Source organism: Candidatus Hepatoplasma crinochetorum Av (assembly GCF_000582535.1).
Taxonomy (GTDB): Bacteria; Bacillota_I; Bacilli_A; order Mycoplasmatales; family Hepatoplasmataceae; genus Hepatoplasma; species Hepatoplasma crinochetorum.
In genome coordinates, this window is record NZ_CP006932.1 from 574,280 (window position 1) to 600,755 (window position 26,476).

Annotated in this window: 20 protein-coding genes and 10 tRNA genes; 10 read left to right on the forward strand and 20 right to left on the reverse strand. The window is 19.6% G+C overall.

Annotated features, from left to right (window positions below):
- Positions 1–89: 89 nt before the first annotated feature.
- The 4 genes from X271_RS02670 to X271_RS02690 all read left to right on the forward strand — a co-directional run bounded on the left by X271_RS02670 (position 90) and on the right by X271_RS02690 (position 6,594).
- A complete protein-coding gene (locus X271_RS02670; protein WP_025208930.1) occupies positions 90–1,820 on the forward strand; it encodes a P-loop NTPase fold protein in 1,731 nt (576 codons plus the stop codon).
- Between the two features lie 170 nt (positions 1,821–1,990).
- Entirely contained in the window at positions 1,991–3,298 is a 1,308-nt protein-coding gene (locus X271_RS02680) for a DUF8370 family protein (protein WP_025208932.1), read from the forward strand.
- Between the two features lie 28 nt (positions 3,299–3,326).
- The gene (locus X271_RS02685) at positions 3,327–4,469 is read left to right on the forward strand and encodes a DNA methyltransferase (RefSeq protein WP_025208933.1); all 1,143 of its coding nucleotides are present in this window, start codon (positions 3,327–3,329) and stop codon (positions 4,467–4,469) included.
- A gap of 4 nt (positions 4,470–4,473) precedes the next feature.
- A complete protein-coding gene (locus tag X271_RS02690; RefSeq protein ID WP_025208934.1) occupies positions 4,474–6,594 on the forward strand; it encodes a hypothetical protein in 2,121 nt (706 codons plus the stop codon).
- 181 nt (positions 6,595–6,775) lie between these two features.
- On the opposite strand, the gene X271_RS02695 is transcribed toward X271_RS02690, so the two are convergent.
- The 4 genes from X271_RS02695 to X271_RS02710 all read right to left on the reverse strand — a co-directional run bounded on the left by X271_RS02695 (position 6,776) and on the right by X271_RS02710 (position 11,916).
- Positions 6,776–8,251: a hypothetical protein gene (locus tag X271_RS02695; RefSeq protein WP_025208935.1), complete on the reverse strand. Its 1,476-nt coding sequence runs from the start codon at positions 8,249–8,251 to the stop codon at positions 6,776–6,778.
- A 20-nt stretch (positions 8,252–8,271) separates the two neighbouring features.
- Complete coding sequence (locus tag X271_RS02700) at positions 8,272–9,327, reverse strand: DNA cytosine methyltransferase (RefSeq protein ID WP_038462289.1); 1,056 nt, start codon at positions 9,325–9,327, stop codon at positions 8,272–8,274.
- On the reverse strand, positions 9,317–10,399 hold the full coding sequence (locus tag X271_RS02705; RefSeq protein ID WP_025208937.1) for a DNA cytosine methyltransferase: 1,083 nt from the start codon (positions 10,397–10,399) through the stop codon (positions 9,317–9,319). Before X271_RS02705 ends, X271_RS02700 begins: the two co-directional genes overlap by 11 nt.
- Before the next feature lie 905 nt (positions 10,400–11,304).
- Positions 11,305–11,916 carry a hypothetical protein gene (locus X271_RS02710; RefSeq protein WP_025208938.1) on the reverse strand — a complete coding sequence of 204 codons (612 nt, stop codon included), beginning with the start codon at positions 11,914–11,916 and terminating at the stop codon, positions 11,305–11,307.
- A gap of 51 nt (positions 11,917–11,967) precedes the next feature.
- Here X271_RS02710 and X271_RS02715 point away from each other — a divergent pair, with 51 nt between their 5' ends.
- The 4 genes from X271_RS02715 to X271_RS02730 all read left to right on the forward strand — a co-directional run bounded on the left by X271_RS02715 (position 11,968) and on the right by X271_RS02730 (position 15,165).
- Positions 11,968–12,561: a hypothetical protein gene (locus X271_RS02715; protein WP_025208939.1), complete on the forward strand. Its 594-nt coding sequence runs from the start codon at positions 11,968–11,970 to the stop codon at positions 12,559–12,561.
- 46 nt (positions 12,562–12,607) lie between these two features.
- The gene (locus X271_RS02720; protein WP_025208940.1) at positions 12,608–14,290 is read left to right on the forward strand and encodes a P-loop NTPase fold protein; all 1,683 of its coding nucleotides are present in this window, start codon (positions 12,608–12,610) and stop codon (positions 14,288–14,290) included.
- Positions 14,291–14,463: 173 nt separating this feature from the next.
- On the forward strand, positions 14,464–14,787 hold the full coding sequence (locus X271_RS02725) for a hypothetical protein (RefSeq protein WP_025208941.1): 324 nt from the start codon (positions 14,464–14,466) through the stop codon (positions 14,785–14,787).
- A gap of 129 nt (positions 14,788–14,916) precedes the next feature.
- Entirely contained in the window at positions 14,917–15,165 is a 249-nt protein-coding gene (locus X271_RS02730) for a hypothetical protein (RefSeq protein ID WP_025208942.1), read from the forward strand.
- 11 nt (positions 15,166–15,176) lie between these two features.
- On the opposite strand, the gene ychF is transcribed toward X271_RS02730, so the two are convergent.
- Entirely contained in the window at positions 15,177–16,277 is a 1,101-nt protein-coding gene (ychF, locus tag X271_RS02735; protein ID WP_200864063.1) for a redox-regulated ATPase YchF, read from the reverse strand.
- 126 nt (positions 16,278–16,403) lie between these two features.
- On the opposite strand from ychF, the gene X271_RS02740 reads away from it, so the two are divergent.
- The gene (locus X271_RS02740) at positions 16,404–16,598 is read left to right on the forward strand and encodes a hypothetical protein (protein ID WP_025208944.1); all 195 of its coding nucleotides are present in this window, start codon (positions 16,404–16,406) and stop codon (positions 16,596–16,598) included.
- 16 nt (positions 16,599–16,614) lie between these two features.
- On the opposite strand, the gene X271_RS02745 is transcribed toward X271_RS02740, so the two are convergent.
- The gene (locus tag X271_RS02745) at positions 16,615–17,583 is read right to left on the reverse strand and encodes a hypothetical protein (protein WP_025208945.1); all 969 of its coding nucleotides are present in this window, start codon (positions 17,581–17,583) and stop codon (positions 16,615–16,617) included.
- 306 nt (positions 17,584–17,889) lie between these two features.
- On the opposite strand from X271_RS02745, the gene X271_RS02750 reads away from it, so the two are divergent.
- Positions 17,890–18,360 carry a VOC family protein gene (locus tag X271_RS02750; RefSeq protein ID WP_025208946.1) on the forward strand — a complete coding sequence of 157 codons (471 nt, stop codon included), beginning with the start codon at positions 17,890–17,892 and terminating at the stop codon, positions 18,358–18,360.
- 1 nt (position 18,361) lies between these two features.
- On the opposite strand, the gene X271_RS02755 is transcribed toward X271_RS02750, so the two are convergent.
- The 14 genes from X271_RS02755 to X271_RS02820 form a co-directional block, all read right to left on the reverse strand.
- Positions 18,362–20,548 (reverse strand): hypothetical protein, encoded by a 2,187-nt coding sequence (locus tag X271_RS02755; RefSeq protein WP_025208947.1) that lies wholly within the window; start codon positions 20,546–20,548, stop codon positions 18,362–18,364.
- A 22-nt stretch (positions 20,549–20,570) separates the two neighbouring features.
- Positions 20,571–22,448 carry a hypothetical protein gene (locus tag X271_RS02760; RefSeq protein WP_025208948.1) on the reverse strand — a complete coding sequence of 626 codons (1,878 nt, stop codon included), beginning with the start codon at positions 22,446–22,448 and terminating at the stop codon, positions 20,571–20,573.
- Positions 22,449–22,462: 14 nt separating this feature from the next.
- Positions 22,463–24,712, reverse strand: a complete 2,250-nt coding sequence (locus tag X271_RS02765; RefSeq protein WP_025208949.1) for a hypothetical protein — start codon at positions 24,710–24,712, stop codon at positions 22,463–22,465.
- Positions 24,713–24,731: 19 nt separating this feature from the next.
- Positions 24,732–25,373: a hypothetical protein gene (locus X271_RS02770; RefSeq protein WP_025208950.1), complete on the reverse strand. Its 642-nt coding sequence runs from the start codon at positions 25,371–25,373 to the stop codon at positions 24,732–24,734.
- A 183-nt stretch (positions 25,374–25,556) separates the two neighbouring features.
- Positions 25,557–25,632 (reverse strand) — tRNA-Phe (locus X271_RS02775).
- Between the two features lie 79 nt (positions 25,633–25,711).
- A tRNA-Asp gene (locus tag X271_RS02780) sits at positions 25,712–25,787 on the reverse strand.
- Positions 25,788–25,864 (reverse strand) — tRNA-Met (locus X271_RS02785).
- A gap of 9 nt (positions 25,865–25,873) precedes the next feature.
- Positions 25,874–25,966: transfer RNA gene (locus X271_RS02790), tRNA-Ser, on the reverse strand.
- A 9-nt stretch (positions 25,967–25,975) separates the two neighbouring features.
- Positions 25,976–26,052 (reverse strand) — tRNA-Ile (locus X271_RS02795).
- A 5-nt stretch (positions 26,053–26,057) separates the two neighbouring features.
- Positions 26,058–26,134 (reverse strand) — tRNA-Met (locus X271_RS02800).
- Between the two features lie 7 nt (positions 26,135–26,141).
- Positions 26,142–26,217, reverse strand: a tRNA-Ala gene (locus X271_RS02805).
- A gap of 5 nt (positions 26,218–26,222) precedes the next feature.
- Positions 26,223–26,299: transfer RNA gene (locus X271_RS02810), tRNA-Pro, on the reverse strand.
- Positions 26,300–26,303: 4 nt separating this feature from the next.
- Positions 26,304–26,380 (reverse strand) — tRNA-Arg (locus X271_RS02815).
- Between the two features lie 8 nt (positions 26,381–26,388).
- Positions 26,389–26,473: transfer RNA gene (locus X271_RS02820), tRNA-Leu, on the reverse strand.
- Between the last annotated feature and the right edge of the window lie 3 nt (positions 26,474–26,476).

Consider the following 26,476-nt stretch of genomic DNA (forward strand, 5'->3'; position numbering starts at 1 on the left):
ATAATATTTAAATTATATAATTTAAAAAACAAACAATAAATTTATAAAAATAAGAATTAAAAAATAATTAAGAGAAGAAAATAAAAGAAATGGAAAAAATAAAAGATTTTATTATACCTAAGGGTTATTCTATAGATTTAATTGTAAAAGAAGATGATCACGAATTAATTAATGCAGGAAAAATATTTATAAATGAATTAGAAAAAGAATATGAGAAATATAAAGAAAATTTAAATAGAGAATATAAAAATATAGAAAAATATTTAAACAATAATTCAGTTTATTTTTCTAATGAAAAAATAGATAAAAAATCTCCCTTAACAATTATCGATGCTCCTTGAGGAAGTGGTAAAACTTTTTTTATTGAATCATTAGCAAAACATATTATTGATAATAATATAAAAACAAATATTTTTAAAAATATAATAATTTTAGATTCTTGAAAATATTCAAATTCTAAAAATATACCAGATGAAATAATATCTGAATTATTTTATATTCTTGCTATAAAATATGGAACTAAAGAAAATAATTTAAAAGAAAAACTTAAAAAATTTGGAAGACTTTTTTTCAACGCAACTGTTCTTTCATGAGCAAATAATTTTGGAAAATTGGATCTTGAAAAAATTAAACCAAAAGAAGAAAAGGAAATAAAAAATCTTTTATTAGATATATCAAACATTATTGAACCCACACTAATTGTATTTGATAACATTGAAAGAATTGGAAAATATTCTTGAGAAATACTTAAAGCAATTTTTAAAATATCTCAAATTGATAATTTTTGTTTTATTTTACCAATGAATACTAAAAAATTAAAAGAAAATGAATATGATGTTGATAACGAATATCCTATAGAAAAATATATCGATATTCCTTTTTTTAAATTTAAACAAGATTATTTATCATTTTTAAAAAAATTTGGATTTAAAAACGAAGAAGCAAATTCAATTAATAAAATTTTAAATAAGGAAATAGAAGGACAAAAATTATCAATTAGAGAAGTAGAACAAAGATTTAATAAAGAAAATATTAAAGAAATAGAAAATAAGTATGAAAAAATAAAAAAAATAGTAAATAAAATCTGAGGTTCAGTCGAGGAAGCAAAAAAATATTTATATAATGATTTAGAAGAATTTTATTTAAAAATCATTGAATTAAAAAACAACTATGACGAATTCAAAAAAATAATTATAAAAAAATATTCAATTAAATATAGTAATAATTATGAAAATGAAACAAATAATCTTAATTTATTAGTTGAAAAATTTTATAAATATGAATGAAGTTTTGATTATAAAGATTGATTTAATGATTTTAATGAAGTATTAAAAGAATTAAAAGATTATGAAAAAAGAGATAAAAATAAAATTGAAAAATATGAAAAGGATATAAAAAATAAGAAAATTCAAATAGAAAAGATCAAGGAAAACATATCTAATTTAATAAAATTAAACAAAGAAGAAGAACAAAAAGATTTAGAATTAATAAATTATGTAGAAATTGAAAATTTTAAAAATGCAATTAATAAGCATAATAAGGACATTTTCAATCTTAATAAAGAAATAAGAAATGATTCAATAAATATTGAAAATATCAAGAAAAAACTAATAAATTTAAATTTTTATGATAATTTTAAAAATTTAAGTGATTTGTCCAAAAAATATAAAACTAATGAAAATAATTTATTTAAAAATGTTAACAAATATTTAATAAATATTTTTTTAGAGTTATTAGAAATAAAGGAAAATTTAAATTTATATGAAAAGAATATATTTATAAATAAAATATCAGAAAAAATTTTAAATATTAATTATTAGAAATATTAAATATACTTCATTTATAATAAACAATTGCATTTTATCATTTACAAGATAATATTGAATTATTAAAAAAGATAAAATAAATGAAAAAAATAATATTGAAGAAAAAATGATTATTTTAAAAAATAATATTAAATTTATTAATGATAATGTAAAAGGAAAATAAAATGACTTTTTTAACACAAGAAAATCTTATAGTTATAAATGAAGAAATAAGATATAAATATGATTTGGAAATACCTCCTGTTTTCTTATATGGAAATTCAGATATAAAGGCTTTTATTAATTTAGGAGAATTATTATCAAATGAATTTGATTTTGATAATAAAGAATTAAAAAAATTAAATGCAAAAAAATATTTTAAAATTTCAATTGAAGAATTAATAAATTCACCAGAAAATAAATCAGAACCAAAAGATTGAGGATTTGGATATTCAAAAGAATCTAAAAATGGAAAAGCATCGGGATCAGAAAGATCAAAAAAAATAAAACAATTTTTCCTTGAAAAACTAAATGCAAAAGAAAATTTAGAAGATAATTCTTTAATAAAATTAGAAAAAATTATTAATCCAGAAAAATTATCTGGTATTGGAGAAGATTTAATAACAGATTTTGTTCTAATAACAAAGGAAAAAGAAATAAAAGAGTTTACAAAAATAATTTTTAATAAAATAGAAAAAGAAAAGGGATTAAAAGAAAATTTAATAATAAAATCACTACAAGAAAATTATAAAATAAATAACAATACAAATATTGATGCATTCCCTTTTTTAATTCCCATAAATATTGTTGATGAATTTATTGGTAGTTTAGGAAAAGAATTTGAAAAAAGTATATTTAAAAAATTTATAAATAAAAATGATATTCATTTTGATTATAAAGAAGATGAAAAAGAAGCATTTAAAACAAATTTTAGGTCATCTTTTTCAGAAAAAAGAAATGAATGATTAAATTTTAAAAAAATTAAGGCATCTGAGGAATTTTTAAAATTAAAAAATGAAATTAAACAAATAAATTTTGACAAAAATTTTAACTTTTTATTAGAAAAGAAAAATTGAGAAATTAATTTATTTTTAAGCAATCGTGAAGTTTTAAGAAAAAATAATTTAAATAGAAATGTTTTAATTTTAAAAAAAGAAAATGGAGAAATTATAATAAAAAAATACTTTATAAGAAATGAAGAAATATTTCTTTTCAATAGTAATTTAAATATTGAAAATTTAGCAATTAAAGAATTTAAAAGAGAAATTTTTAAAAGTAGTAAATATTCAAATTTTCCAATAAATATCGTAATTACAAGACAAAAATTTAATGAAAAAAATGAATTAAAAAATGTAAGCATTATGTATTTAAATACAAGACAAATTATTAGAAAAAACAATATTAAAAACGAAGATAGTTATATAAAAAAAACTATTAAAAATAAAGATAATTATAGAAAAAAATTTAGTAAATCTATAATAAATGGGAGTTAAATTTTAATAAAAGCTATAATAAATAATAATGCAAACAAAAACAAATAACTATAAAAATGAATTACATTCAATTTGCACTTATTTAGCAATGTTTCCTCACAATATTCCGAATGAATATATAAAAAAATATACTAACAAAGGAGATACTGTATATGATCCCTTCTCTGGAAGAGGAACAACAATATTAGAATCATTACTTTTAGAAAGAAAAGCAATAGGAAATGATTTAGCTCCTTTAGCTTATGTTTTAACAAAATCAAAAACAATTAATTATAGTTTAGATAAAATAATAAAAAGAGTAAATAAATTAAAAAATGAATATATAAAATGAAGTAATATTAATAAAATAGATTTAGAACAAAAAGATTTTAAGGATGTTAAATATTTTTATAGTAAGTATAATTTAAATCAATTATTTTTCTTAAGAGAAAAAATAGGTAAAAATTATAGAAAATTAGATCAAATTGATAATTTTATTTTAGCAATTGCTTTAGGTTTAATGCACGGACAAATTAGAAAGGATAATTCAACAATTTATTTTTCAATATCTATGCCCAATGGATATTCAATGTCTCCTAATTATGTAAAAAATTATAAAAATAAATATAATTTAATTCTTCCTAAAACTGATATTTTTGAGCAAATAATTAATAGAATAATAGTAAAACTTAAAAATAATAAAATAAATAATCTTAAATTTAAATCTAAAATATTTAATGAAGATGCTTTAAAATCAAGTGAATTTATAAAAAACAAAAAACCAAAATTAATATTTACATCTCCTCCATATTTAAATGCAGTTAATTATGTAGAACAAAATTGATTAAGATATTGATTATTAGGATTTAATAAAGAAGAAAATAAAAAAATAAAACTTGATGATAAACATAATAAAGAAAATTACAAAAATTTTTTAAAAAAATTTTTAATTGAAATGAAAAAAATATTGGATCCTAACGGAACAATGATAATTGTAATTGGAGATTTAGAAAATAAAAAAATTCAAATTGATAAAATAATGAGAGAAATAATTTTGGATATAAAAAATTTAAAATTATTGGAAAGAATGAAAAAGGAAAAAAATAATTTAAAATTAAGTAGACAAATGGGAAAAGCAAAAGTAGGCAAATTAATAAATTATGATTGATATTTTATAATAGAAAGAATATAAAATTATGGAACAAAAATATGTTTTTGAACAAGAAGAAAAATTAAATTTAAAGAATCTTAAATTATTACCAATTAATCCAAGATTTACATATTTCGGGAATGAAAAAGAAAATTTTTCAATAGAAAATATCTATAATGAAACCTTTAAGAAAGAAAACGAAATAGAAGTGCTAATGAAAATATTTTCTAGTGAAGAAAATTTAGAAGATTCTTATGAGTTATTCGAAAGCCTTATTGATAATGGATATGATAAATATATTGATAGAATATGAGCAATAAAAACAAAATATAACAATTATTATGTTTTGGAAGGAAATAGAAGAACTTTATTTTTAAAAATTATTTTAAATATTAATAATTTAAGAAAAATATTTTTTAATCAAAAAGAAAAAATTTCCGAAAATATTTGCAAAAATATAGCAAATTTAGAAGAAAAAAATAAATGTATTAATAAAAATAAGAAATTTATTAAAAAAATAAATGAAAAAATAAATGAAAATGATCTAAAAAATAATGATTTATCAATTTATACATTCTTTAATAAATGCAAAGAAACAGATCTAAAAAATGACTGTTTTAATTTTGAAAAAACTAAAGATAAAATTTTAAAAAGATTGAGAAATAAACACATGATTCCCAATATAAAGGGTAAAAAAGATTGAAATAGATTATTAGTTTTAAAGAGCTATTTAGATATTTTCAAAAATTACGAAAATAAATATAATAATACAGAAAATATTATTAGAAAAATATCAAAAGATTATCAAATTTCACTAAAAAAAATTGATAGAGATTTAAGATCCGCAAATTGAATTAATAAATTATTAAATTCTCTAAATAAGGAAAAAAGAAATCAAATTATAGAAAATAAAAATTATAAAATATCTGCAATTGAAATTTCACCCTCTACTTTAAAAATATTAGGTAAAAATGGAAATAAAAAGACACTACAAAAGCAAATAAAATTAGAATATATTAAATATAATCCAATAATAAAAAATGGTAAATGAGAAGAGGTTGCTAATTTTTTATTTGAAAATTTTGAAAATGGAAATTTTACAACAAGGGGATGAAAAAATGAAAAAGAACATTATAAATTATCAAATTTTTTTGGAGAAGAAGAATATAATTTAAAATTTTCGCATTTAAAATGAAAAGAAAAAAATAGAAAAAATGAATATATAGATGAAATTTTAGAAGCAGAAAATTCAATTTATAAAATCAAAAAAGAAAATGAAAAAAAAATAATTCCAGAAAAAAATAAATATATTTATAAATTTAAGAAAATAAATGGATTGGATAGATATAATAATGAATTAAAAAATATTTATTGTGCTTTGCAAAATTTTAAGAAAATAATAAATTGAGTAACTAAATACGAATTAAAATGATTGATAATACCTGACAGCAATATAATATTCTCAAATAATAAAAATGAAAAAATATTAAAACATATAATTGGTGTATTTGGTGGATTAAGAATAATTTTTGATTATTTAAATACCTTTTTAACTAAAATTAGTGGATTAAAAAATAAAAACATTGAAGAAGATCTTTTAAAAAAATTTAATTTCAAAAATTCAAAAATAAATTTTCTTAAAAATATTAAAAACTCAGAAGATAATTTTGAAAAATGATTAGATAATATTTTAAATGATATAGATAATTATGATAAAAATCAAAAAATAAATTATTTAAATAAAAAAGAATTTCATAATGAAATTTTATCTTGATTAGTAGAAGAAGAAAAGATAAAATCAAAAAATAAATTAAATATTAAAAAAGATCTATTAATTGAAGATAAAGAATTAAAAAATTATTATAATGAATTAGAAAAAATATGAATTGATATAAACAAAATAAATTATGAAGATAATGAGATGGAAGATAATGATTGAAATAAAAAACCTTTAAGAAATTATGTTTTGCATAATTTCTTACCAATTTTAAAAAGAATAGAAAATATTGATAATAGAAAATATTTTGAAAAAATAATAAATTTGGTAAGTAAATTTTTGGATAAATTAAGAATTATTATTGATTTTATAGAAGAAAATATTGAAAAAGAAATGGTTAATAAAAAAGAATATATATCAAAAATAAATCAAGAAAGTTTAATTTTATAGATTATATTTTTTTAAAAATTAATAATAAAATTTAGTTATAATAAATTAATTAAAATAATTAAAGAGATATCTGATAAAACAAAAAAATTACTAGTATTAAATAGAGAAACAGAAGCTAATTTAGATTAACTTATTAAAGGTATTCAATCATAAATAATAAAATCTAATTTTGATAATGAACTTATAAAATTTTTTTATATCCGTACTTATTTTCAATAATTTCTTCAAGAAAATCTGAAATATCTGAACCTAAATTTTTTAGAGCAATTTTATTTATATCTGAAAAAGAAGCTAATTTATCTTTATTGGATAAACATTCTTTAGAACAATATTGTGCTAAAATATTAGATGTTAAAGTGACAATTTTATATTTTTCAATATCTAAAAAATTAGAATTTGAAAATTTAGGAGAAATAACTAAACAATATTTAGAATTATTTTTTTCAATATGTCTTTGTATTCGTGTTGATTGCAAATTATTATAAGATTTTCTGCTTTTTGCTTCAATATTAATTTTATTAACTTGATCATTAAAATCTCTAAAAATAAAAATTAAATCAGTATCGCCTGATCCACTTATAATTTCAGTAGATATTTCTTCTCTAAATAATTTAAAAATTGGTTTTAAAGAATTTTCAAATTCTTTACCATCTAAAGAACCATATTTTGATTTTTCAGTCATATTATTTATTAAAGAAATTATTTCAATTTTTTCATTATATTCCGGAAATACTATTGCTAAATATTTTAATAATTCATTTTCATATAATTTTAATTTAAAATCTTCTAATCCAAAAGTATTTTTAGGGGAAATAGGTTCATTAAATAAAGAATACTTACTTAATAATTCATGAGATATTTCTTTAAGATTTTTATTTAATTCAATATATCCTGAATAACTATCAATTTTATTATTTCTATAAGTATTTGTTGATCCATGTTTAAACTTAAAAAAATTACCACTATTATGATATTTATCACCTTTTAAATTAATTACTCCAAATTGAGAAAATATTTTTAAAAAAAAATATTTTGATTCATGCAAACAGTTAGCAAATAAATGATTGTAATCTTTTATTTGCTTAAATTTTTCTAATTTTTTTTCAAATGGTAATTTTCTAAAATCTAATATATCATTAACCAATTTTTCATAAGTTATCTTATTTATTTTTTTAATAAAAGGTAAAAATCATATAAACTCATCAATAAAAATTTTATATTCCAAAGAATCATTTAACATTAATTTAATAATTAATCGTCCAACAAATATTGAAAAATGTTCATTAACTTTACTATATGGTGCTGGAAATTGAATAGAAAATAAATTAACTAACATATTTTTTCTTATAAAATTTTCATCTTCATTTTTCTTGTTTAAAATATTTCAAGTTGTCTGAGTAGGAATAAAAAAATTGCTATTATTTTTTTTATAACCAAACATATAAAAAAACATTTGACTCAATCTAATTCCAATAGTATTCTCTGAACCATTTTCACTCCGACCTTTATAAATATTTTTTTCTTTTAAATCATATTTTAAATATTTTTTATTCAAAACGTTATTATTTTCTTTAATTGATTTTAAAAAAAGTACTATTTGCTTTTCTGAACTTATATTCTTTTGAAAAACTCATCTATCTTTAAATTTTCTTTCCATTTTATAAAAATAAATTAAATTTATTTTTTAATTCCTTTAATAATTTCTTTTAAAAATTTAGGAGGAATTGCTTCTCCTATAATATTTCTAATAAAAGTATCTGTACATCAATTTGGTAAATCTAAATCTGGAGGTAGTGAACTAATTATAAATAATTCTCTTAATGTTAAAACACGAGCATCAGAATATGTACCATCTGAAAGTAATCGACCAGGATGTACATTATTATGACCTCCTATATTACCCGAATTCATTGTTCTTGCTGGAGAAGGTTTATTTCAATGCATTCTTTTATAAGTATTATGAAATCCTTTAATTGCTTCCCCGTTAATTTTTTTGGGATAATAAAAATCGTTTTTTAAAGCAGACTTACCAGTTGAAGTATGCTTCATAGCTAATATATCTCTATCATTATGTTTTTTTGCATAATGTCACTTAATATTTGATGATTCACCAGATTCTAGACTTGGCAAAAATCCTATTGCTTCTTTAAGATTTATTTCTTTTGATTCACTATGATTAAATCAATTAAGATTTTTTTTTCACATTTTTATAAATGCTCTTGATCTGTTTTGTGAAACGCCATAATTACAAGAATTTAAAATAAATTTTTTTATATTATATATATCTCCAAATTCCTGAATTAAAATGCTAAATATTGTATAAAAATTATTATTATAAGGAAACAAAAAATTTAAAAATTTTGGAACATTTTCTATAATTATATAGTCAAATTTATTATTTTTTATAATTTCAATTACATAAAAAATTAAATAATTTCTTTCATCATTTTCATAATCTTTTTTGCCCAAAGTACTCATTCCTTGACAAGGAGGAGTAGCAATTAAAAATTTGCAATTATTATTTTTTATCTCAAAATTTATTTGATCTAATATTTCTTTTTTAGTAATATCGCCAATAATCATTTTTGTTTTTGGATAAAAAAAAGTATACAATTTAGCTCTTGAGAAAATTAATTCATTCGCTATTTTAATATCTATATTAACATCTTTTAAATACATCTCTCCTATACCAGCACCAGAAAACAAAGAAATACCATTTATCTTATTTGTCATTATATTTTATCCCTTTTAAAATTTTATTTATTAATAATGGAGGAACAGATTCTCCTATCATATTTCGTATCTGAATATCAGAAACAAATTTTGGGACATTTAAATTGGGATCTAAACTACTTAAAATAAATAGTTCTCTTAAAGTTAAAACACGTGCATCAGAGTATGTGCCATCTGAAAGTAATCGGCCAGGATGAACATTACTTTGAGATGAAATACAATCATTTCTCATAGTAATAGTTGGAGAAGGTTTATTCCAATTAATTCTTTTATATGTGGCCATATAACCTTTTAATTTTTCTCCTGTTTTTTTATTTTTAGGATAATAAAATTTGTTATCAAAAGCAGATTTTCCAGTAGGAGTATGTTTCATAATTTCAATATGAGATGCTATATGATTCCGAGCATTGTGATTTTTAATGTTTGATTTTTGTCCGGATTCCAAACTAGGAAGATTAGATATAGAATCTCATACTGTTATTATTTTTTCTGATTTAGGATCAATTCATCGAAATTTTTTTTTTCACATTCTTATTATTGCTCTTTCTCTATGCTGAGGAACACCAAAATTTTTTGCATTAAATATATCAAATTCAATATTGTATTCCTTTTTATATTTATTAATAATTATTTCTTTAATTCCTAATAATTCATTATTTATAATGAATTTTATCTTAAAAAATCTAGAAACATTTTCTATCAAAACAAAGGAAGGTTTTAATTTATCAATTATTTCAAAAGTATCAAATATTAAATAATTTCTCTTATCTGCGATCATCTGATCATTTGACTTATTTTTCCCTATTAAACTTATTCCTTGACAAGGAGGAGTGGCAAATATAAAATCAATTTTCTTTTTAATTGATTCATTAATAATTTTATTTTTAATATTTTCATCTGTTATATCCCCACATATTGTTTTGGTATTTGGATGTCAATATTCATGCACTTTATTTCTTATTGGAATTAATTCATTCGACAAAATAATTTTTACTTTTGTATTTTTAAAGCCAAACTCAGCTATTCCAGCACCAGAAAACAATGATAAGGCATTAATTTTAACTAAATTCATTGAGTTTATTCCTATTTAAATAAAAAAAATATTTAAATTTAATGTTTAAATTATATCTAATAATTATTTCTAATTTAATGTTTAAATTAAAAAAATAATTACATTCTATTTAGACTTATTTAGATATATTTCAACTTATATACAATTAATATATTAATATTTACAAAAAAGAGATATATTATATGATCTTTTCTTCGGAAAAGAAATAACATTTTTGGAATAATATTATTAAAAATAGAAGTTTATGGAAATTATTTATCTTCATCGATTCATTTATTAATTAAATCAAAAAAAATATTAATAATTTTATTTTAGCTATTTCATTAGAATTAATTAATGGAAAAGTAAGAAAAATGAATTATCACTTTATTTTTCTGTTCCTATAGCTAATGGATATTAAACATCTCCGAATTATGTTAAAAAATTAACTTAACTTTTAATTTTTCGATTTATTTAAAGTTTGTTAATTATATAAAACAAAACTGAATAAGATATTTATTATTAAAATTCAACAATAAAGAAAATAAAAATATAAAACCGAATAATAAACATAGAACAGAAAATTATAAAATATTTCTAAAAAATTTTTGATTAAAAAGAAAAAAATGAATATTTTATACTTAAAGAAAATAGAGGAATATTATCTTTAAAATTACTTTAAAAATAATAATTTTAAATAAAATTTATGATATTTTAAATTAATTTAATAAGTAATTTTAATATTAAATCTAAAATAAATTCATTATAAAAACAATTTTGTTAAAATTACATTTTTCTTTAATCTATAGATATCTTAAATTATTTATATTTAAATTTACAATATTTAATTATAATTTATAAATTAATAATTAAATTTTAATTTTCTAAAATATTAATAATATTTTATTTTATTAGATATTAAATTATTATAGTAAATCTAAAGTTTCTTTAATAGATTCAAAATAAATTGATAAAGTTTCTTTTTGATTTAAATAATTATTTTCAAAATTACTACATTTTTTATTTAAAAATACTTCTCTTAACTTATTTCAATCATTACCCTTAATTTCTTTTATTTTATTATTAGAATTTTTAACTAATTCTCATCTTATATTATTAGATTCTTTCCCACGCAAAATTTCTTTCATGTTTTCTTTATTTGTTCTTATTAAAGCAATATCAAAATGTTTTCTATTATTTTGATCTCTAGAAGAAATTGTAATAACAGATGTTGATAATTTAACATTATATTTATATCCTAGATATTTCTTAAATAATTTTTGTACAAATAATTTAAGTTCTGATGTATCAATTTTATTAAATATTGGTGAATCTAAAAGTAATTGATAATCAACATCATAAATTCCATTTTTTCTTTGAACAACAAGATTTCTTCTTGCTGATCCTACAATTGCATGATTAAAAGATTTTCCATATTTTGCTTTAATTTCTTCTTTAATTTTAGGAATTGTATCTTCTAATTCAATTTTATATTCTTTAATTTCTTTTTTACTAACATATCTACATTTCTCATTCATAATTAATTAATTTAATTCCCCTTTATTTTTAATAATTATAATAATATTATAATGAATCAAATTATTGAAAGAAAAATAAAATTTTTAAAACAAGAATTCTCAAAAAATAATTATGTATTATTAAAAGATGATATAAAAGATTTAAAAATTCAATTAGAAAGAAAACCTGTACAATTATACAATTTAGCAATAAAATTTTTATTAAAAAATAATGAGAAAATAAATTATGAAAATATTTCTAAAATCATAATTATTGATATAAGAATACGAGACAATCTTAAAAAAATAATAACTTCCTTAGAAGAATATATAAGGGTAAAATATATAGATTTTAAAAAAATAGAATTTAATAATAATTTAATTAAAAAAATTTATACAGAAAATTTAGCAAAAATGATCCAAGAATTAAAGGTAGATGAATACAACATAATAAGAGAAATAAGAAATAAAGTAAATCATATTGTTTACCCAATAATATTTGAAGAATTTAAAAATATTTTTAATAATTTAATTAAAATAAGAAATTTAGATTTTATTAATAAAAATACTTTTGATAAATATCTAAGATCAATTTTAAATACTAATTACAATATAAATATTAATTTTATAAATAATTCTTTTAAAAAATTAAAAAATTATATTTAATCATAAATCTAAAGCAATTTCTATATAATCTAAAAAAGGGATTATTATGGAAAATTTCATTGTAAATAAAGGTTACTCAATAAAATTAATAGTAAAAGAAGATGACGAAAAATTAATTGATACAAGTAATGAATTTATTTTAGAATTAGAAAAAGAATATTTTAAATATAAAAATAAATTAAAAGAAGAACAAGATAAATTTGAAAAATATAATAACAATAAACATGTTTATTTTTCGCAAGAAAAATTATTAAAAAAATCTCCTATTGCAATCATAAATGCTCCTTGAGGTAGTGGAAAAACATATTTTATTGAACAATTTGCAAAAAACTTTATCGATCAAAGAATAGATATTAAAAACTTTAAAAATATCATCATTCTTGATATTTTTAAATTTTCTAATTCTAAAAATATTCCTGATGAAATAATGGCTGAATTATTTTTTATTCTTACAAAAATATATGATCAAGATAATAAAAATGATTTACTTAATAAATTACATAAATTTGCAATAAAATTTTTTAATGCAACAGTAATTGCTTGAATAAATTATTTTGGTAAATTTAATTTTGAAAAATTTAAAATTAAAGATCTAAATGAAACAGAAATTATTGTAAATGAAATATCTAAAAGTATTGAACCTACTTTAATAATATTTGATAATATTGAAAGAATTGGAAAATATTCTTGAGAGATTTTAAAAGCAATCTTTAAAATCTCACAAATTGATAATTTTTGTTTTATATTACCGATGAATATAAATAGATTAAATGGAAATGAAAATAAAAAAAATGATGAATATCCAATTGAAAAATATATTGATCTACCAATATTTGAATTTAAACAAGATTATCTTTCTTTTTTAAAAAATAATGGAGTAGATCAAAAAGAAGCAGTAATTATAAATAATATTTTAAATACAGAAATAGATGGACAAAAATTATCAATAAGAGAAGTAGAACAAAGATTCAATAAAAATGATATTTTTAAGGAAAATAATAAATATTTAAAATTAGATAAAATTGTAAAAAATGTATGAGGTTCAGTAACCGAAGCCAAAAAATACTTAAATGATGAAATTAAAAAATATATTGAAAATCTAAATCAATTAGAAGCAATTTTTAATCAAATAAAATTAAATATTAAAGAAAGAAAATATCAAAATATTAATTTCGATCAAGATACTAAAAATTATATTAATCAAATTAATAATAATTCTTGAAATCTTAAACATAATTATGAAGAATGAATAATTATGTTTGATAAAATTTTAAAAGATATTAAAGAATATTTAAATAAATTTGATCTTAAAAAAATTGAATTAATTACAGTAAAAGAAAAATTAAATTCTAATTATTCAATTATAAATAATAATTTAAGAATCTTAAATTTAAAATTAGAAAAAGAAATGAGTCTTGAAGATAAAGATAATTTAAAAATTAATCAATTACAAATTGAAATTGAAAAGAAAATTAATAATATTGAAATAATCAAAAATCAAATAAATTTAATTAATCAAAAAATATATAATATTGAAGAAGGATACAAAGATCTAGATTATAAGAATTTAGAAAAAAGTATTCAAGATTATAAAGAAAAAATAAAAAGTATAAATCAGGATACTGATTTATACTTAATAAATAAATATTATATGTGGGACAGAAAATTTGATTATTCACGAGATAATTCAAATTATATTGATTACTTTATTGATTGTTTATTTAGTTAAGTTTATTTATAAAAAATTAACATAATATCTGTATTTAATAAATTTATAAATAAATACATAATATAAAGTTATCATATCTTTTTAAATTTAAAATAAATAAAAGATATGATTGATAATTTGATAATAATTTATCAAGTGTAATAATTAAATATTTATATAAAAGAGGTTAATAAATGGAAAATGATATTTTTTCTAAAATTGAAAAAAAAGCATTATGAAAAAAACAATTTGGTACTAAATTTACAGGATATGATGTATTTGGCAGATTTGTAAGTCAATGTTGCTCAGATACTAAATGTTGTTCTGCTTCAACTCTTGTTCTTCCTGAAATTTATGGAGGTAAAGTTAGTATTGAAAATGGAATTATTTTACACCCCCTTTCAATTAAAGAAAAAGGTGATAAATTATATGGAATTGCAAATAAAAAATTTTTTCGAATTAAAAAAAATAAAGATGGAACAGCAACAATACTTGTAAAAAATAAAAAAGAAGAATAAATCTTCTTTTTTTATTTAAATATTGAATTTACTATATCTAAATTATCTTATTTATCTTTTTCTTTTAAATAATGAATTTAAAATAAATAAGAATTTTAATCTTTTGTCTTTAATTTATAAAAGATTAAAATGAAAATAAGTTTTATTTCCGCAAAAAAACAATCTGAAAATAATTGAATAAAAAATGAATTAAGTAATGTAAATAGTAAATTAATTAATCTTGATAATAAAGTAAATACCCTTGACAATAAAGTAAATGCACTCGATAATAAAGTTAATTCTTTAGAGAATAAAATTGAAACAAAGTTTACATTAATTGATCATGATTTAAATGAAATTAAAATAATTTTAAAAAGCTTGCAAAAAAACAGAAATTAATTTCTGTTTTTTTATATATTAAATCTAAAATGAACTATATCTCCATCTTTTAATTTATAATCTTTTCCTTCTAATTTTATGAGACCTTTTTCTTTTAAAATCTCCTCTGATTTATATTTAATAATTTGATCATAAGAAAATATTTCTGCTTTTATAAATCCTTTTTTAAAATCAGTATGAATTATTCCTGCCCCTTCTGGTGCTTTGATTCCTAATTTAAATTTTCAAAGATGAATTTCTTCTGGTCCACAAGTAAAAAATGTTCCTAGATTTAGCAATTTAAATGCTTCTTTTAAAATTATATTAATTCCTTTTTCATTTAATTTATATTCATTAAGGAATTGTTTTTTTTCTTCGATTGAATTTATTTTTGTAATTTCATCTTCAATCTTAGCTGAAATTACAATTGAATTTAAGTTATTTTTATTAATATAATCATTATATTTTTGAAAAAGAGAATCTTCTTGATAATTAATTAATTTATCTTCATTTATATTAGCCAGATAAATTACTTTTTTATTAGTAAGAAAATTAAATTGCTTAATAAAATCATTTTCTTCTATGTTAAACTTAAGATCTTTAATTTCTTGTTCTTTTTCTAATTCTTCTTTTATTTTTTTCATTAAAAGAAGTTTATCAAGATCCTTTCGTTCTCCTTCAATTTTTTTCTTATTTTTAGTAATTCATTTTTCTACTTGTTCTAAATCACTAAGAATAAGTTCTAATTTGATAGTATTTATATCCCTTATTGGATCTATCTTACTATCTACATGAATAGTATTATCATCATGAAATAATCTTACTAAATGTAAAATAAGATCAACTTCTCTTATATTTGCAAGAAATTTATTTCCCAATCCTTCTCCTTTACTTGCATTTTTTACAAGACCAGCAATATCATAAAAATAAACTTGTGTAAAAATTATTTTTTTGGAATCATAAATATCTTTTAATTTATAAGCTCTTTCATCTTCTACATTTAAAATTGCAACATTAGGTTCTATTGTTGCAAATGGATAATTTGCTGCTTCTACATTTGAATTTGTAATTGCATTAAAAAAAGTTGATTTTCCAACATTAGGTAATCCTACTATTCCAATTTTGATAGCCATTTCTTTTCTCCCAAATAATTATTATTAATATTTAAAATATTAAATATTATAGTTTTATTGTAAATAAATAATATTTAAAATAAGAATTTTAAATAATTAATAATAAATTAGTATAAGGAAATAAAAATGAAAATAAATTTCTTTACTACAAAAAACAGTTGAATTAAAAATGAAATACTAAATGTAAAAAGTGAAATAAATAATATAAATAATAGATTAAATAATTTAGAAAATAAAATAGAAACAAAATTTATAATATTAGATCACGACTTAAATGAAATTAAAATAATTCTTAAAAGTATAGAAAAAAATAAAGCTTAATTGCTTTATTTTTTATTTACTTATTATTTTCTTTTGCTTTTCTATTCATCATAAATCAATAACAAAGTAAAAATAAATTAGAAATAAATAATAATACACTTTCTATTAATAATATTAAATTCCCTGCATCTAAATAAATAATAAATTGTGCTGTAGTTGATATTTCAAAAAAGACTCAAGCAAATCAATTTTTTCTTGCAAGAAATATTACTCCTGATATTTGCATTATTGCAAACAAGGTATCTCATAATGGATCAATATCATATATTATCCCTGTTTCTTGTGAATAACTAAATGCATATCCATATGTATTTAAATCTTCTGAAATAATATGTAAATTATCATAATTATTTGGATCTGGACTAGTAATACTTAAATCATAAAATAATTGTTCTTTACTAAAAATTATTGGTGTAATTAAAATTATTGCAAATAGAATAAAGAAAATACTAATAAAAATTACTAATAAAATAGATTTATAATTTAAATTTGAAAGATAAGGATCCTCCTTATTTTTTTCTCTTTTATCTCATGCAAAATAAGAATATTGTACAAAAGTAATTTCTCCTAGATCTGTAATTACAATTCATCAGGCACCATATACAATATCTATAAATAAAAGTAAAAATAAAGCTATCTGATTATAAAAAACAAACTTCTTGGAAAATTTAATTAAATAAATATTAGAAATAAATCAAAATATTGAGGCAATTACAGAAAATATTAAAACAAATCAAGAAATAATATAAAGTGGGTTGTTTTTTGATAACCCACTTTCAGTTACCGTTCCATATTTTCCACTTATAGTCTTCCCAAATGCTAATTGATTTGTAACATTAAATCCTAATTGATAAAAAATAATATTTAAAATCGAAGAAATAATAAGAACTAAAATAAATATTAAAATCATATATATTGAAAATTCTTCTTGTGTTCATTTATTAGGTTTTAAAAATTTATAAAAAAAATCTTTCTTATTTTTCATAAAATAATTCTTATCTTTATATTAATTGTTTTATTTTAATTTAATCCAATTTTATTAAAAAATATCGAAAAAATAAATTAAAAGCATTTTTTAAGGAATTAAAAGAATATTTCTGTAGAGGAATAATTCTTCGATTAGAATCCCTTATAAGAAATTTTTTTATATATTTTTTACATTAAAAATTGTTAATTATTTTGATAAAAATGAATGGAATTATTGAAATTTTGCTAATTTAATTTTATGAAAATAAAAAAATTTAAAATAATAAATAATATAATCTTGATATAGAAAGATTTAAAAAATAATATGGCAAAAATTATACCTTATATTACATTTAAAAACAGTATAGAATCTATCGAGTATTATAAAAATATTTTTGGGAAAAATATTTTAATAGATCGTAAAAAATTAGATCTAAAAACAGCAAAATTTTTAAAAGAAAAAGCAGATCCAAATAGAACTGTTCATGGTGTTTTTGTAATTGCAAAAAATTTAATAATGTTTTCTGATAATTTTAGTAATAATCCTATTTATCCATCTACTATTCTTATTAATTTTAATGCTGATGATCAAAATGAATTTGAAGAAGCAGAAAAAATAATGAATAATGCAAAAAAAAATAAAGCCAAAATTACAATGCCTTTTGCAAAACAACTTTGAGGTGGAGCAATGGGTGCTTTTGTTGATAAATATAATAATACTTGAATGATCCATGCTGAATCATTTAGCAATAATCGTAAACAAAATAATACATTTAAAGAATATTATAAAAAGTAATTTATTTAATTTTTTTCTTGCTCTTTTTTTTAAAATAATAAATTATATATATAGATAAAACAAGTAATATTAAAACAAATATTACAATTAAGAGAATTATTCATCAAGAAATAGATTCATTATTATCAGGCGGAATAATAGATTCTGTTTTAAACTGAATATCATTATTTTCATTATATTGAATTAAATTATTATCAAGTGTAGTAATATAAAAAGGACTATCATAACTTTTATAATAATCAAAATTATTACAATTAACTTCAAACTCTAAATAATAATTATTGGAATCATCTATTTTTGTATCAAAAATAACTTCTTTGGAATCTAAATAATTATTATTTTCTAAATTATTATAATCAATTGTTTTAGTTTCTATTTGATTATTTAAACTATCATATAATGATATATTTATTGAATTTATTAAATTATAAGGATCAACAAAATCATATGAAACTATTAAATCATTATTATCAATTGTGTTTGAAACATTATATACTTTTGGTAAATATTTTCTAAAATTAACATCTTGTTCTCAAATGTGATAATCATTAGATATTTCAAAATATAAATTATTCTCAAATAATAATTCTAAATCAATAGATGCTTCAAATTCTCCAGCACCTAATCATAAAAGATTATCTACATATTCATTTCATATTATTTCATTATTATCTTTATTTATTAAATTTATTGTGTAATTAGCATAATAATCGTTCCTACTGAGAGAATTTCTACCATCAAGTAATTTAAAATAAATATCATTTGTTTTTTCATTTTGATCATAAAAACTATCATACTTATAAATAATTGTTGGTTTATCAACTAATACCAAACTATAATCTTGATTAATAGATAATTTATCATAATATCAAAAATCAGTCAATTCATTTAAAGTACTACTTCCATTATTTTGATAAATTCCTTTGATCATAGATTCATTATCTGAAAATGAAGTATAATCTAATGCTATATTTTGATAATAAACATCATCTATTCAATCAGTTTGATAAATACCAGTATAATAAAAATCCTCTGAAAGATAAAATCCTTCACTAGATAAATTTCCTACTGCAATATTTTCATTATTATCCAATTGTGATTGAATATCTAAATTTAAATTAAATCCATAAATATTTTCACCATTAAATGAAATTCCTGATGAAATTGGTGGTAGCAAACTATAAAAAGTATAATTTGCAAAATCATTACTATTTCCATTTACATTTATATTATTAAAAATTACTTCATCTAAATTAATTGAATTAGGTACACCTTCATCAGACTGAAAACCATTAGTAACAGAGCCAATAAAGGGACTATAAAAAATTGAAAAATATTTTTCTTGTCCTTCATCTTCAATAAATAAATTATTACTGAAACTTGAAATAAATTGATTATTTGAAAAATTAATATTATTTATATAAATATCATCAAAATGATATTCTGATAAAATGTATGATTCAGAATTACCTATTGGAGCAATTATAGTAGAAATAGTTTCATCAAACAAAATAATCTTATTATTAGAAAAATTAATATTTTCAAAAGCACAATTTTCAAAATTAGTACCAAATATGTTTTGAGCAATTAAACCAATAGTAGCAATATTAATAATTTTATTATCATAATCTTCTCGATCAATAATATTAGGACTATAAACATTAAAAATTAAATTTTGGTAATTTATATTATAAAAATTAACATTTGTTAAAAATGATTCATTTATTTCTCCAAAAGGAAACATAAAATTATCAAAATTTAAATTGAAAATACTGCAAGAATTAACATCGCTAAAAAAAGAGTAATATCCTAATCCATTATTTGCTTCACTTACTTCAAATGTATTTGTATTAAAAATATCTGTAACATCACGATTATAAAGTGTATATCCATTTCCTTCTATTATAATTTTATTTAATTCTAATCCTGTTACATCATCATTTTCAGAATCGGAAAAATCAACATTGTGTTCTAATTCATATGTTCCTCAATCAGGAACAGATTCTAATTCATATATAAATTGTTGTGAAGATATAGAATTTTCAGAATATTCTGAATAATCATTTATTTTATTATTTTGATAATTTATATTATCTTCATTTAAATTTAAATTTTTGTTAGAAAAGATAAATGGTAAAAAAAATAAACCTAAAATTGGTACTAAAAATAATTTTAAAAAACTTTTCATTTATTTTAATTATAATTAAAACTTAATTTATATAATTCATTTCTAAATTTTCTTTATTATAATGTCTTATACCATTTCATGTTTCTTTATTTCTATAATGTCAAAACGTTATTCCATATATAAAATCTTTATCTATTTTTAATTTTATTTGATCAGATAAATCTTTATCAACGATATTAAACACCTCTGAAGCTTTTATAAAATTAAATCAATATCTAGAATTTAAATAATCTTTAATATCACTTAAAACAGCTAACTTATATCCATATTGATAAAAATAATCTCATAACGATTTTTCTTCATTACGATTCAAACTATATTTATACAATCTCCAACTATATCCTTGTTCTTTATTAAAATAAGATGTAAATAAATCTCCACTAATTTTAGAACTTCGATAAGGGATTATTTCATTTTCTAAATTAGTCAAATAATTCTTTGCATCAATTGTTAATTTTGCGCCTCCTTCTAAAGTTTTTTTAATACCGTCTCACATTATTTTTGGTTTTTTTTCAATATATCCAGTTGCTATTTCAGCCATTCCAATACTAATTTCAACAGAATCCAATAAAAATCCTGATCTTGTCTTAGATTTAGATTTTTCAAATATTTCATAAAATGATTCTGTTCGCTGTGGATATTCATTATCAACAACAACAGAATATTGATTAGAATTTCAATGTTTACTATAATCTGTGTAATCTTCATTAGAAAAATTTTCAAAATAAATATTACAATTATGAGTTCAAGGATTTAAAGAAAAAGTAAAATTTAATTTTATTTTTTGTTTTTCTTTATTTGAAATTCCTAATTGTAAAGGATCATATTCAATGGAACTATTACCATTTATTGTTTCAATAATATAATATTGAAAAGGATAAGCAAATAATTTATGTTCAAAATTAATATCTTTATCATTTAAATATGAACTAGGAAAATTAAAAAAATTATGATCTAAATTAATTTCATCAGTTGATCCCATACTGCTTTTTAAAATAAATTCTTTTATTAAAAATTTATTTTCTGTAATTGATAAATATTCATCATTTCCTTCAATTATTTTAATAACTAAATTACCAACTTCATCTTTCGTTAATGAAAATTTATCTGGAAATATTGGTGATTCTAAAATATAAAATCCCGCAAATTCTTCTTTGCTTAAATCATTTTGAAAGGTTTTTTGTACACTAACTCCATTTATAATAGTGATGTTATTTTTTTCTTTATTAATTGGATATAAATAAAAATCATAATTAAGAGAAAAATTTCCAATTTTTGCAATAGGATTACTAGATTTAAAAACTCCTATAATTCAAATAATTGAATTATTAATTACATCATTTCCATATTTAAAATTTGTAGATATTTCTTCTACATTACTCAATTTTAAGGAAAAATCTTCTCGAACTTGTAAAGATTGATTATTTCTATCTAAATGTGCTCTTTCTATAAAAGTTTCACCTTTTAAAATCGTTGAAATTGGATAAGTAATATAAATATCTAAATTTAAAATTAAAATAAAATTATTATTATCTAAATTTTTAACTTCTGAAATTGAATAAAATTTAAATAAATTATTTTCATAAATGATAATATTATTTAAATTTAAAATTAATTCTCTTTTTTTATTTATATCTTCTTCAAAAAAATAATCATTAATATTTATTTTTAACTCGATATTTTCAATATTATTTATTCTAATATTTTTTTCAATTCAATAACCGTTTTCTAAATTTAAAAAATCAATTTGATCATCAAAAAGAACATAATTAACAAATTCATTTCTCTTTGCAATTGATTCTTCTTTTGAATTTCCCGGAAAATCAATTACATTTTTATTTAGATTAGTATCATCAGATTCTCAATTAGTATTATTTTTTGGTATTAAAATTTTTATCATTTTATTCTTCTTTCTTATTCTATTCTTACTCATTTAACAGTAAATAAACCAGCAGCTAAGTTATATTCTTGTGAAGAATTTTTTAAAGAATATGGAGCTAATGTATTTGCTTCATTATGAGATTTTCCAATTCTTATAATATATCCTTCTTGATCATATCCATCAATATATCCCACAACATCAGAACTATCATTTTTCCCTTCTGATTTATTTCTTGTTCCAACATAACAATTTGCTAATTTATGTTTATGATTTATAACTTCTTTATTTCATATTTGATTAGGTAAATTATTAACTGCTTGTACAGTAGCCATTCCTTCTTTAAATTCTTTATTATGTTCATGCAATCTTTTTCAAACACCTAAATATTTATTATTTTTATTTGGATCATAAGTACTTAAAAATTCTTTAATTGTACCAATATGTTCATCTAATTGATTTATTTGTATAAAATCCATTTCTAAGTTTTCAAAATCATAATTTTTGATTCCTTTTCAATCATTCTTATTACGATAATGTCAAAAAGTTATTCCATTTTTAAAATCTTCATTAATTATTAATTTTGTTTTTTTAGATAAATTTTTATCTACTAAATTAAATATTTTATCTATTTTTAAAAAATTAAATCAATACCTTGAATTTAAATATTTTTGAATATTTTCTAATTGATTTAATTTATATCCATATTGATAAAAATAATCAAATAAATGCTTTCTCTCTAAATTATTTAAACTATACTTATTCAATTTTCAACTAAATCCTTTTGCATTATTTAAATATGAAGTTAGTAAATCACCATTAATTTTAGAAGTATTATTTTTTTCTAAATTATTAATATAATTTTGATGTTTTCTTTTTTCAATAATATTATTAGATATAGATGATCTTGAAGGAGATAAAAATTCTGAATATTGTTCTGCTTTAATGTCTTTTAATATATCTCCATAAGATAGTGTTCTTTTAGGATATTCATTATCACTTACTGTGCAATATTGATTAATATTTCATGTTGCATCAATCTCAAATTTATTTAAGGCATTTTCAAAATAAATACTACTGCTATGAGTTCAAGGATTTAAAGAAAAATTAAATCTTAAATAATCTTGATGATTTTCACTATTTCAAAGCAATTGTAATGGATCATATTTTATTGAATTAATTCCATTTGTTGTTTCAATTTTATAATACTCAAAGGGGTAGGCATATAATTTATGCTCGAATAAAATATTTTTTGGATTTTTATATGAATTTGCTTGTTCAAAAAAATTATGAATATTTATTTTATCACTTCATCCCATTTCTTTATTTAAATCAAAATTTTTAATGAGCAATTTTCCATCTTCTAATTTAAAATTATTTGGATTTTTATTTGACAAAGTAATAATGGTATTATTATTAACATCTTTTTCAATATTAATAGCATCAGGATATAATGGTGATTCTAAAATATAAAAACTAATAAATTCATCACTATTTGTATCATTAAATAAAGTATTGTTTACATTTATATTATTTATTAAAATACTATTTCCATCTTCATTATTATAACTATCATAAAATTTAATTATTGGATATAAATAAAAATTAAAATTTAAAGGTAATGTACCAATTTTTGTTAATGTTTCTTTTTCTTCTTCTAAATTTATTTTCTCGATTCCAATGATTCAAATAATTGAATTATTTTTATAATTATTATGATACTTAAAATTAGTTTCTACTTCTTCTACTTTGCTTAATTTAATATCAAAATCTTCTCTTATTTGAAGTTTACTTACATCATTTCTTTTTAAATGTGCACGATCAATAAATGTTTCTCCACTTAAAATTGTTGAAATTGGATAAGTAAGATAAATATCTAGATTAATATTTGCAATAAAATTATCATTATCTAAAATTTCAATTTTAGAAATTGCATAAAATTTAAATAAATTATTTTGATAGATAATAATATTATTTAAATTTAAAATTCGTTCTCTTTTTTTATCTATATCTTCTTCTAACAAATAATCATTTATATCTAATTTTATTTTACAATCAAAAATATCATTTATAATGATTTCTTTTTCTACTCAGTATCCATTTTCTAAATTTAAAAAATCAATTTGATCATCAAAAAGGACATAATTAACAAATTCATTTCGTTTTGCAATTGATTGTTCTTTTGTTTTTCCTGGAAAACTAATTACATGTTTTTGATCATAAGTATCTAAATTTTTATTAGTTGATCAGTTTGTATTATTTTTAGGAATTAAAATCTTTACCATCTATTCTTTCCTTTTTAAACTATTCAACTCGAACTCATTTAATCGTAAGTAATCCTGCTGCAAAATTATTTTCTTCTGCAGAATTTGATAATGAATAAGGAATAAGATTTCCTACTTCATCATGTGATTGGCCAATTCTTATGATATTTCCTTCTGCATCATAACCATCAATAAAACCAACAACATCAGAATTATCATTAGTTCCTTCTGATTTATTTCTTGAACCAACATAGCGATCTGCTAATCTATGTGTATGTCCTTTTACTGCTCCATTTGTAACTATATTTGTCTGTCCTGAAATTGTTTGTAATGTTGTCATTCCTTCAATAAAACTAGGATTATATTCATGTAATTTTTTTCAAACCCCTAAATATTTATCATTTAAATTTGGATCATAATCATTAATAAATTCTTTAATTGTTCCTATTGCTTCATCAATTAAAGATATTTCATCTGATAATAATTGATATTTTTTTCCATCTTTTGAAAAATAAATATCTTTATGATTATTTTTTACGAATTTTAAAAAATATTTTGTTTTATTATTTGATAATTTAAAAATATCATTTTTTTGATCACTATTTTCAATACTTTCTATTTCTCAACCTGAAAAATAAATTTTTATTTTGTTATTAATAATGTCTTCTGTTTTTTCTTCCATTTAATTTAATAACCTTTCCTTTTTATTTACTTATAATTAAAATTTATCAAATAAACAAAAAGAATTTAAATATTTTATAAGTTGTATAGACAACTTCTAAATAATAAATTATTTAGAAATAAAAAAAGAGCCTTATAAAAAGACTCTTTATTACCATTTAAAAAATTTAATTAATTTTTTAAATGGTGGTTCAGGACGGAATCGAACCGCCGACACAGGGAGCTTCAATCCCTTGCTCTACCGACTGAGCTACTGAACCTGATTTTTTTATTATTCCGGTAGGATTAATTAAACCTACGTTTTTCTCAAAACGGCAAATAACGAAATAATTTATTTAATGGCGGTCCTGACGGGATTTGAACCCGCGATCTCCTCTGTGACAGAGAGGCATGATGACCACTTCACTACAGGACCTGGTTGCGGAGACAAGATTTGAACTTGTGACCTTTGGGTTATGAGCCCAACGAGCTACCAGACTGCTCTACTCCGCGATAAATAAATGGTGGAGATGGAGGGATTCGAACCCCCGCACGACTTTCGCCGTCTCTCGGTTTTCAAGACCGACCCCTTCAACCAGACTTGGGTACATCTCCATTTATAATTGGTGGTCCGTGCTGGACTTGAACCAGCGACCAACCGGTTATGAGCCGGTGGCTCTAACCAACTGAGCTAACGGACCTTATTTGGTAGCGGAAGAGGGACTTGAACCCCCGACCCATTGAATATGAACCAATTGCTCTAACCAACTGAGCTATTCCGCCAATAATATGGTGGAGCGAACGAGACTCGAACTCGCGACCCCATGCGTGCAAGGCATGTGCTCTACCAACTGAGCTATCACCCCATAAATGGTCGGAAAGACAAGACTTGAACTTGCGACCCCCGCGTCCCAAACGCGGTGCTCTGCCAAACTGAGCTACTTTCCGATAATGGCGCGCCCGATAGGAGTCGAACCCACAACCCTCTGATCCGTAGTCAGATACTCTATCCAGTTGAGCTACAGGCGCATTATTAATGGTGCGGGTGAAGGGACTTGAACCCTTACGTCCGAAGACACTAGATCCTAAGTCTAGCGTGTCTGCCTATTCCACCACACCCGCACA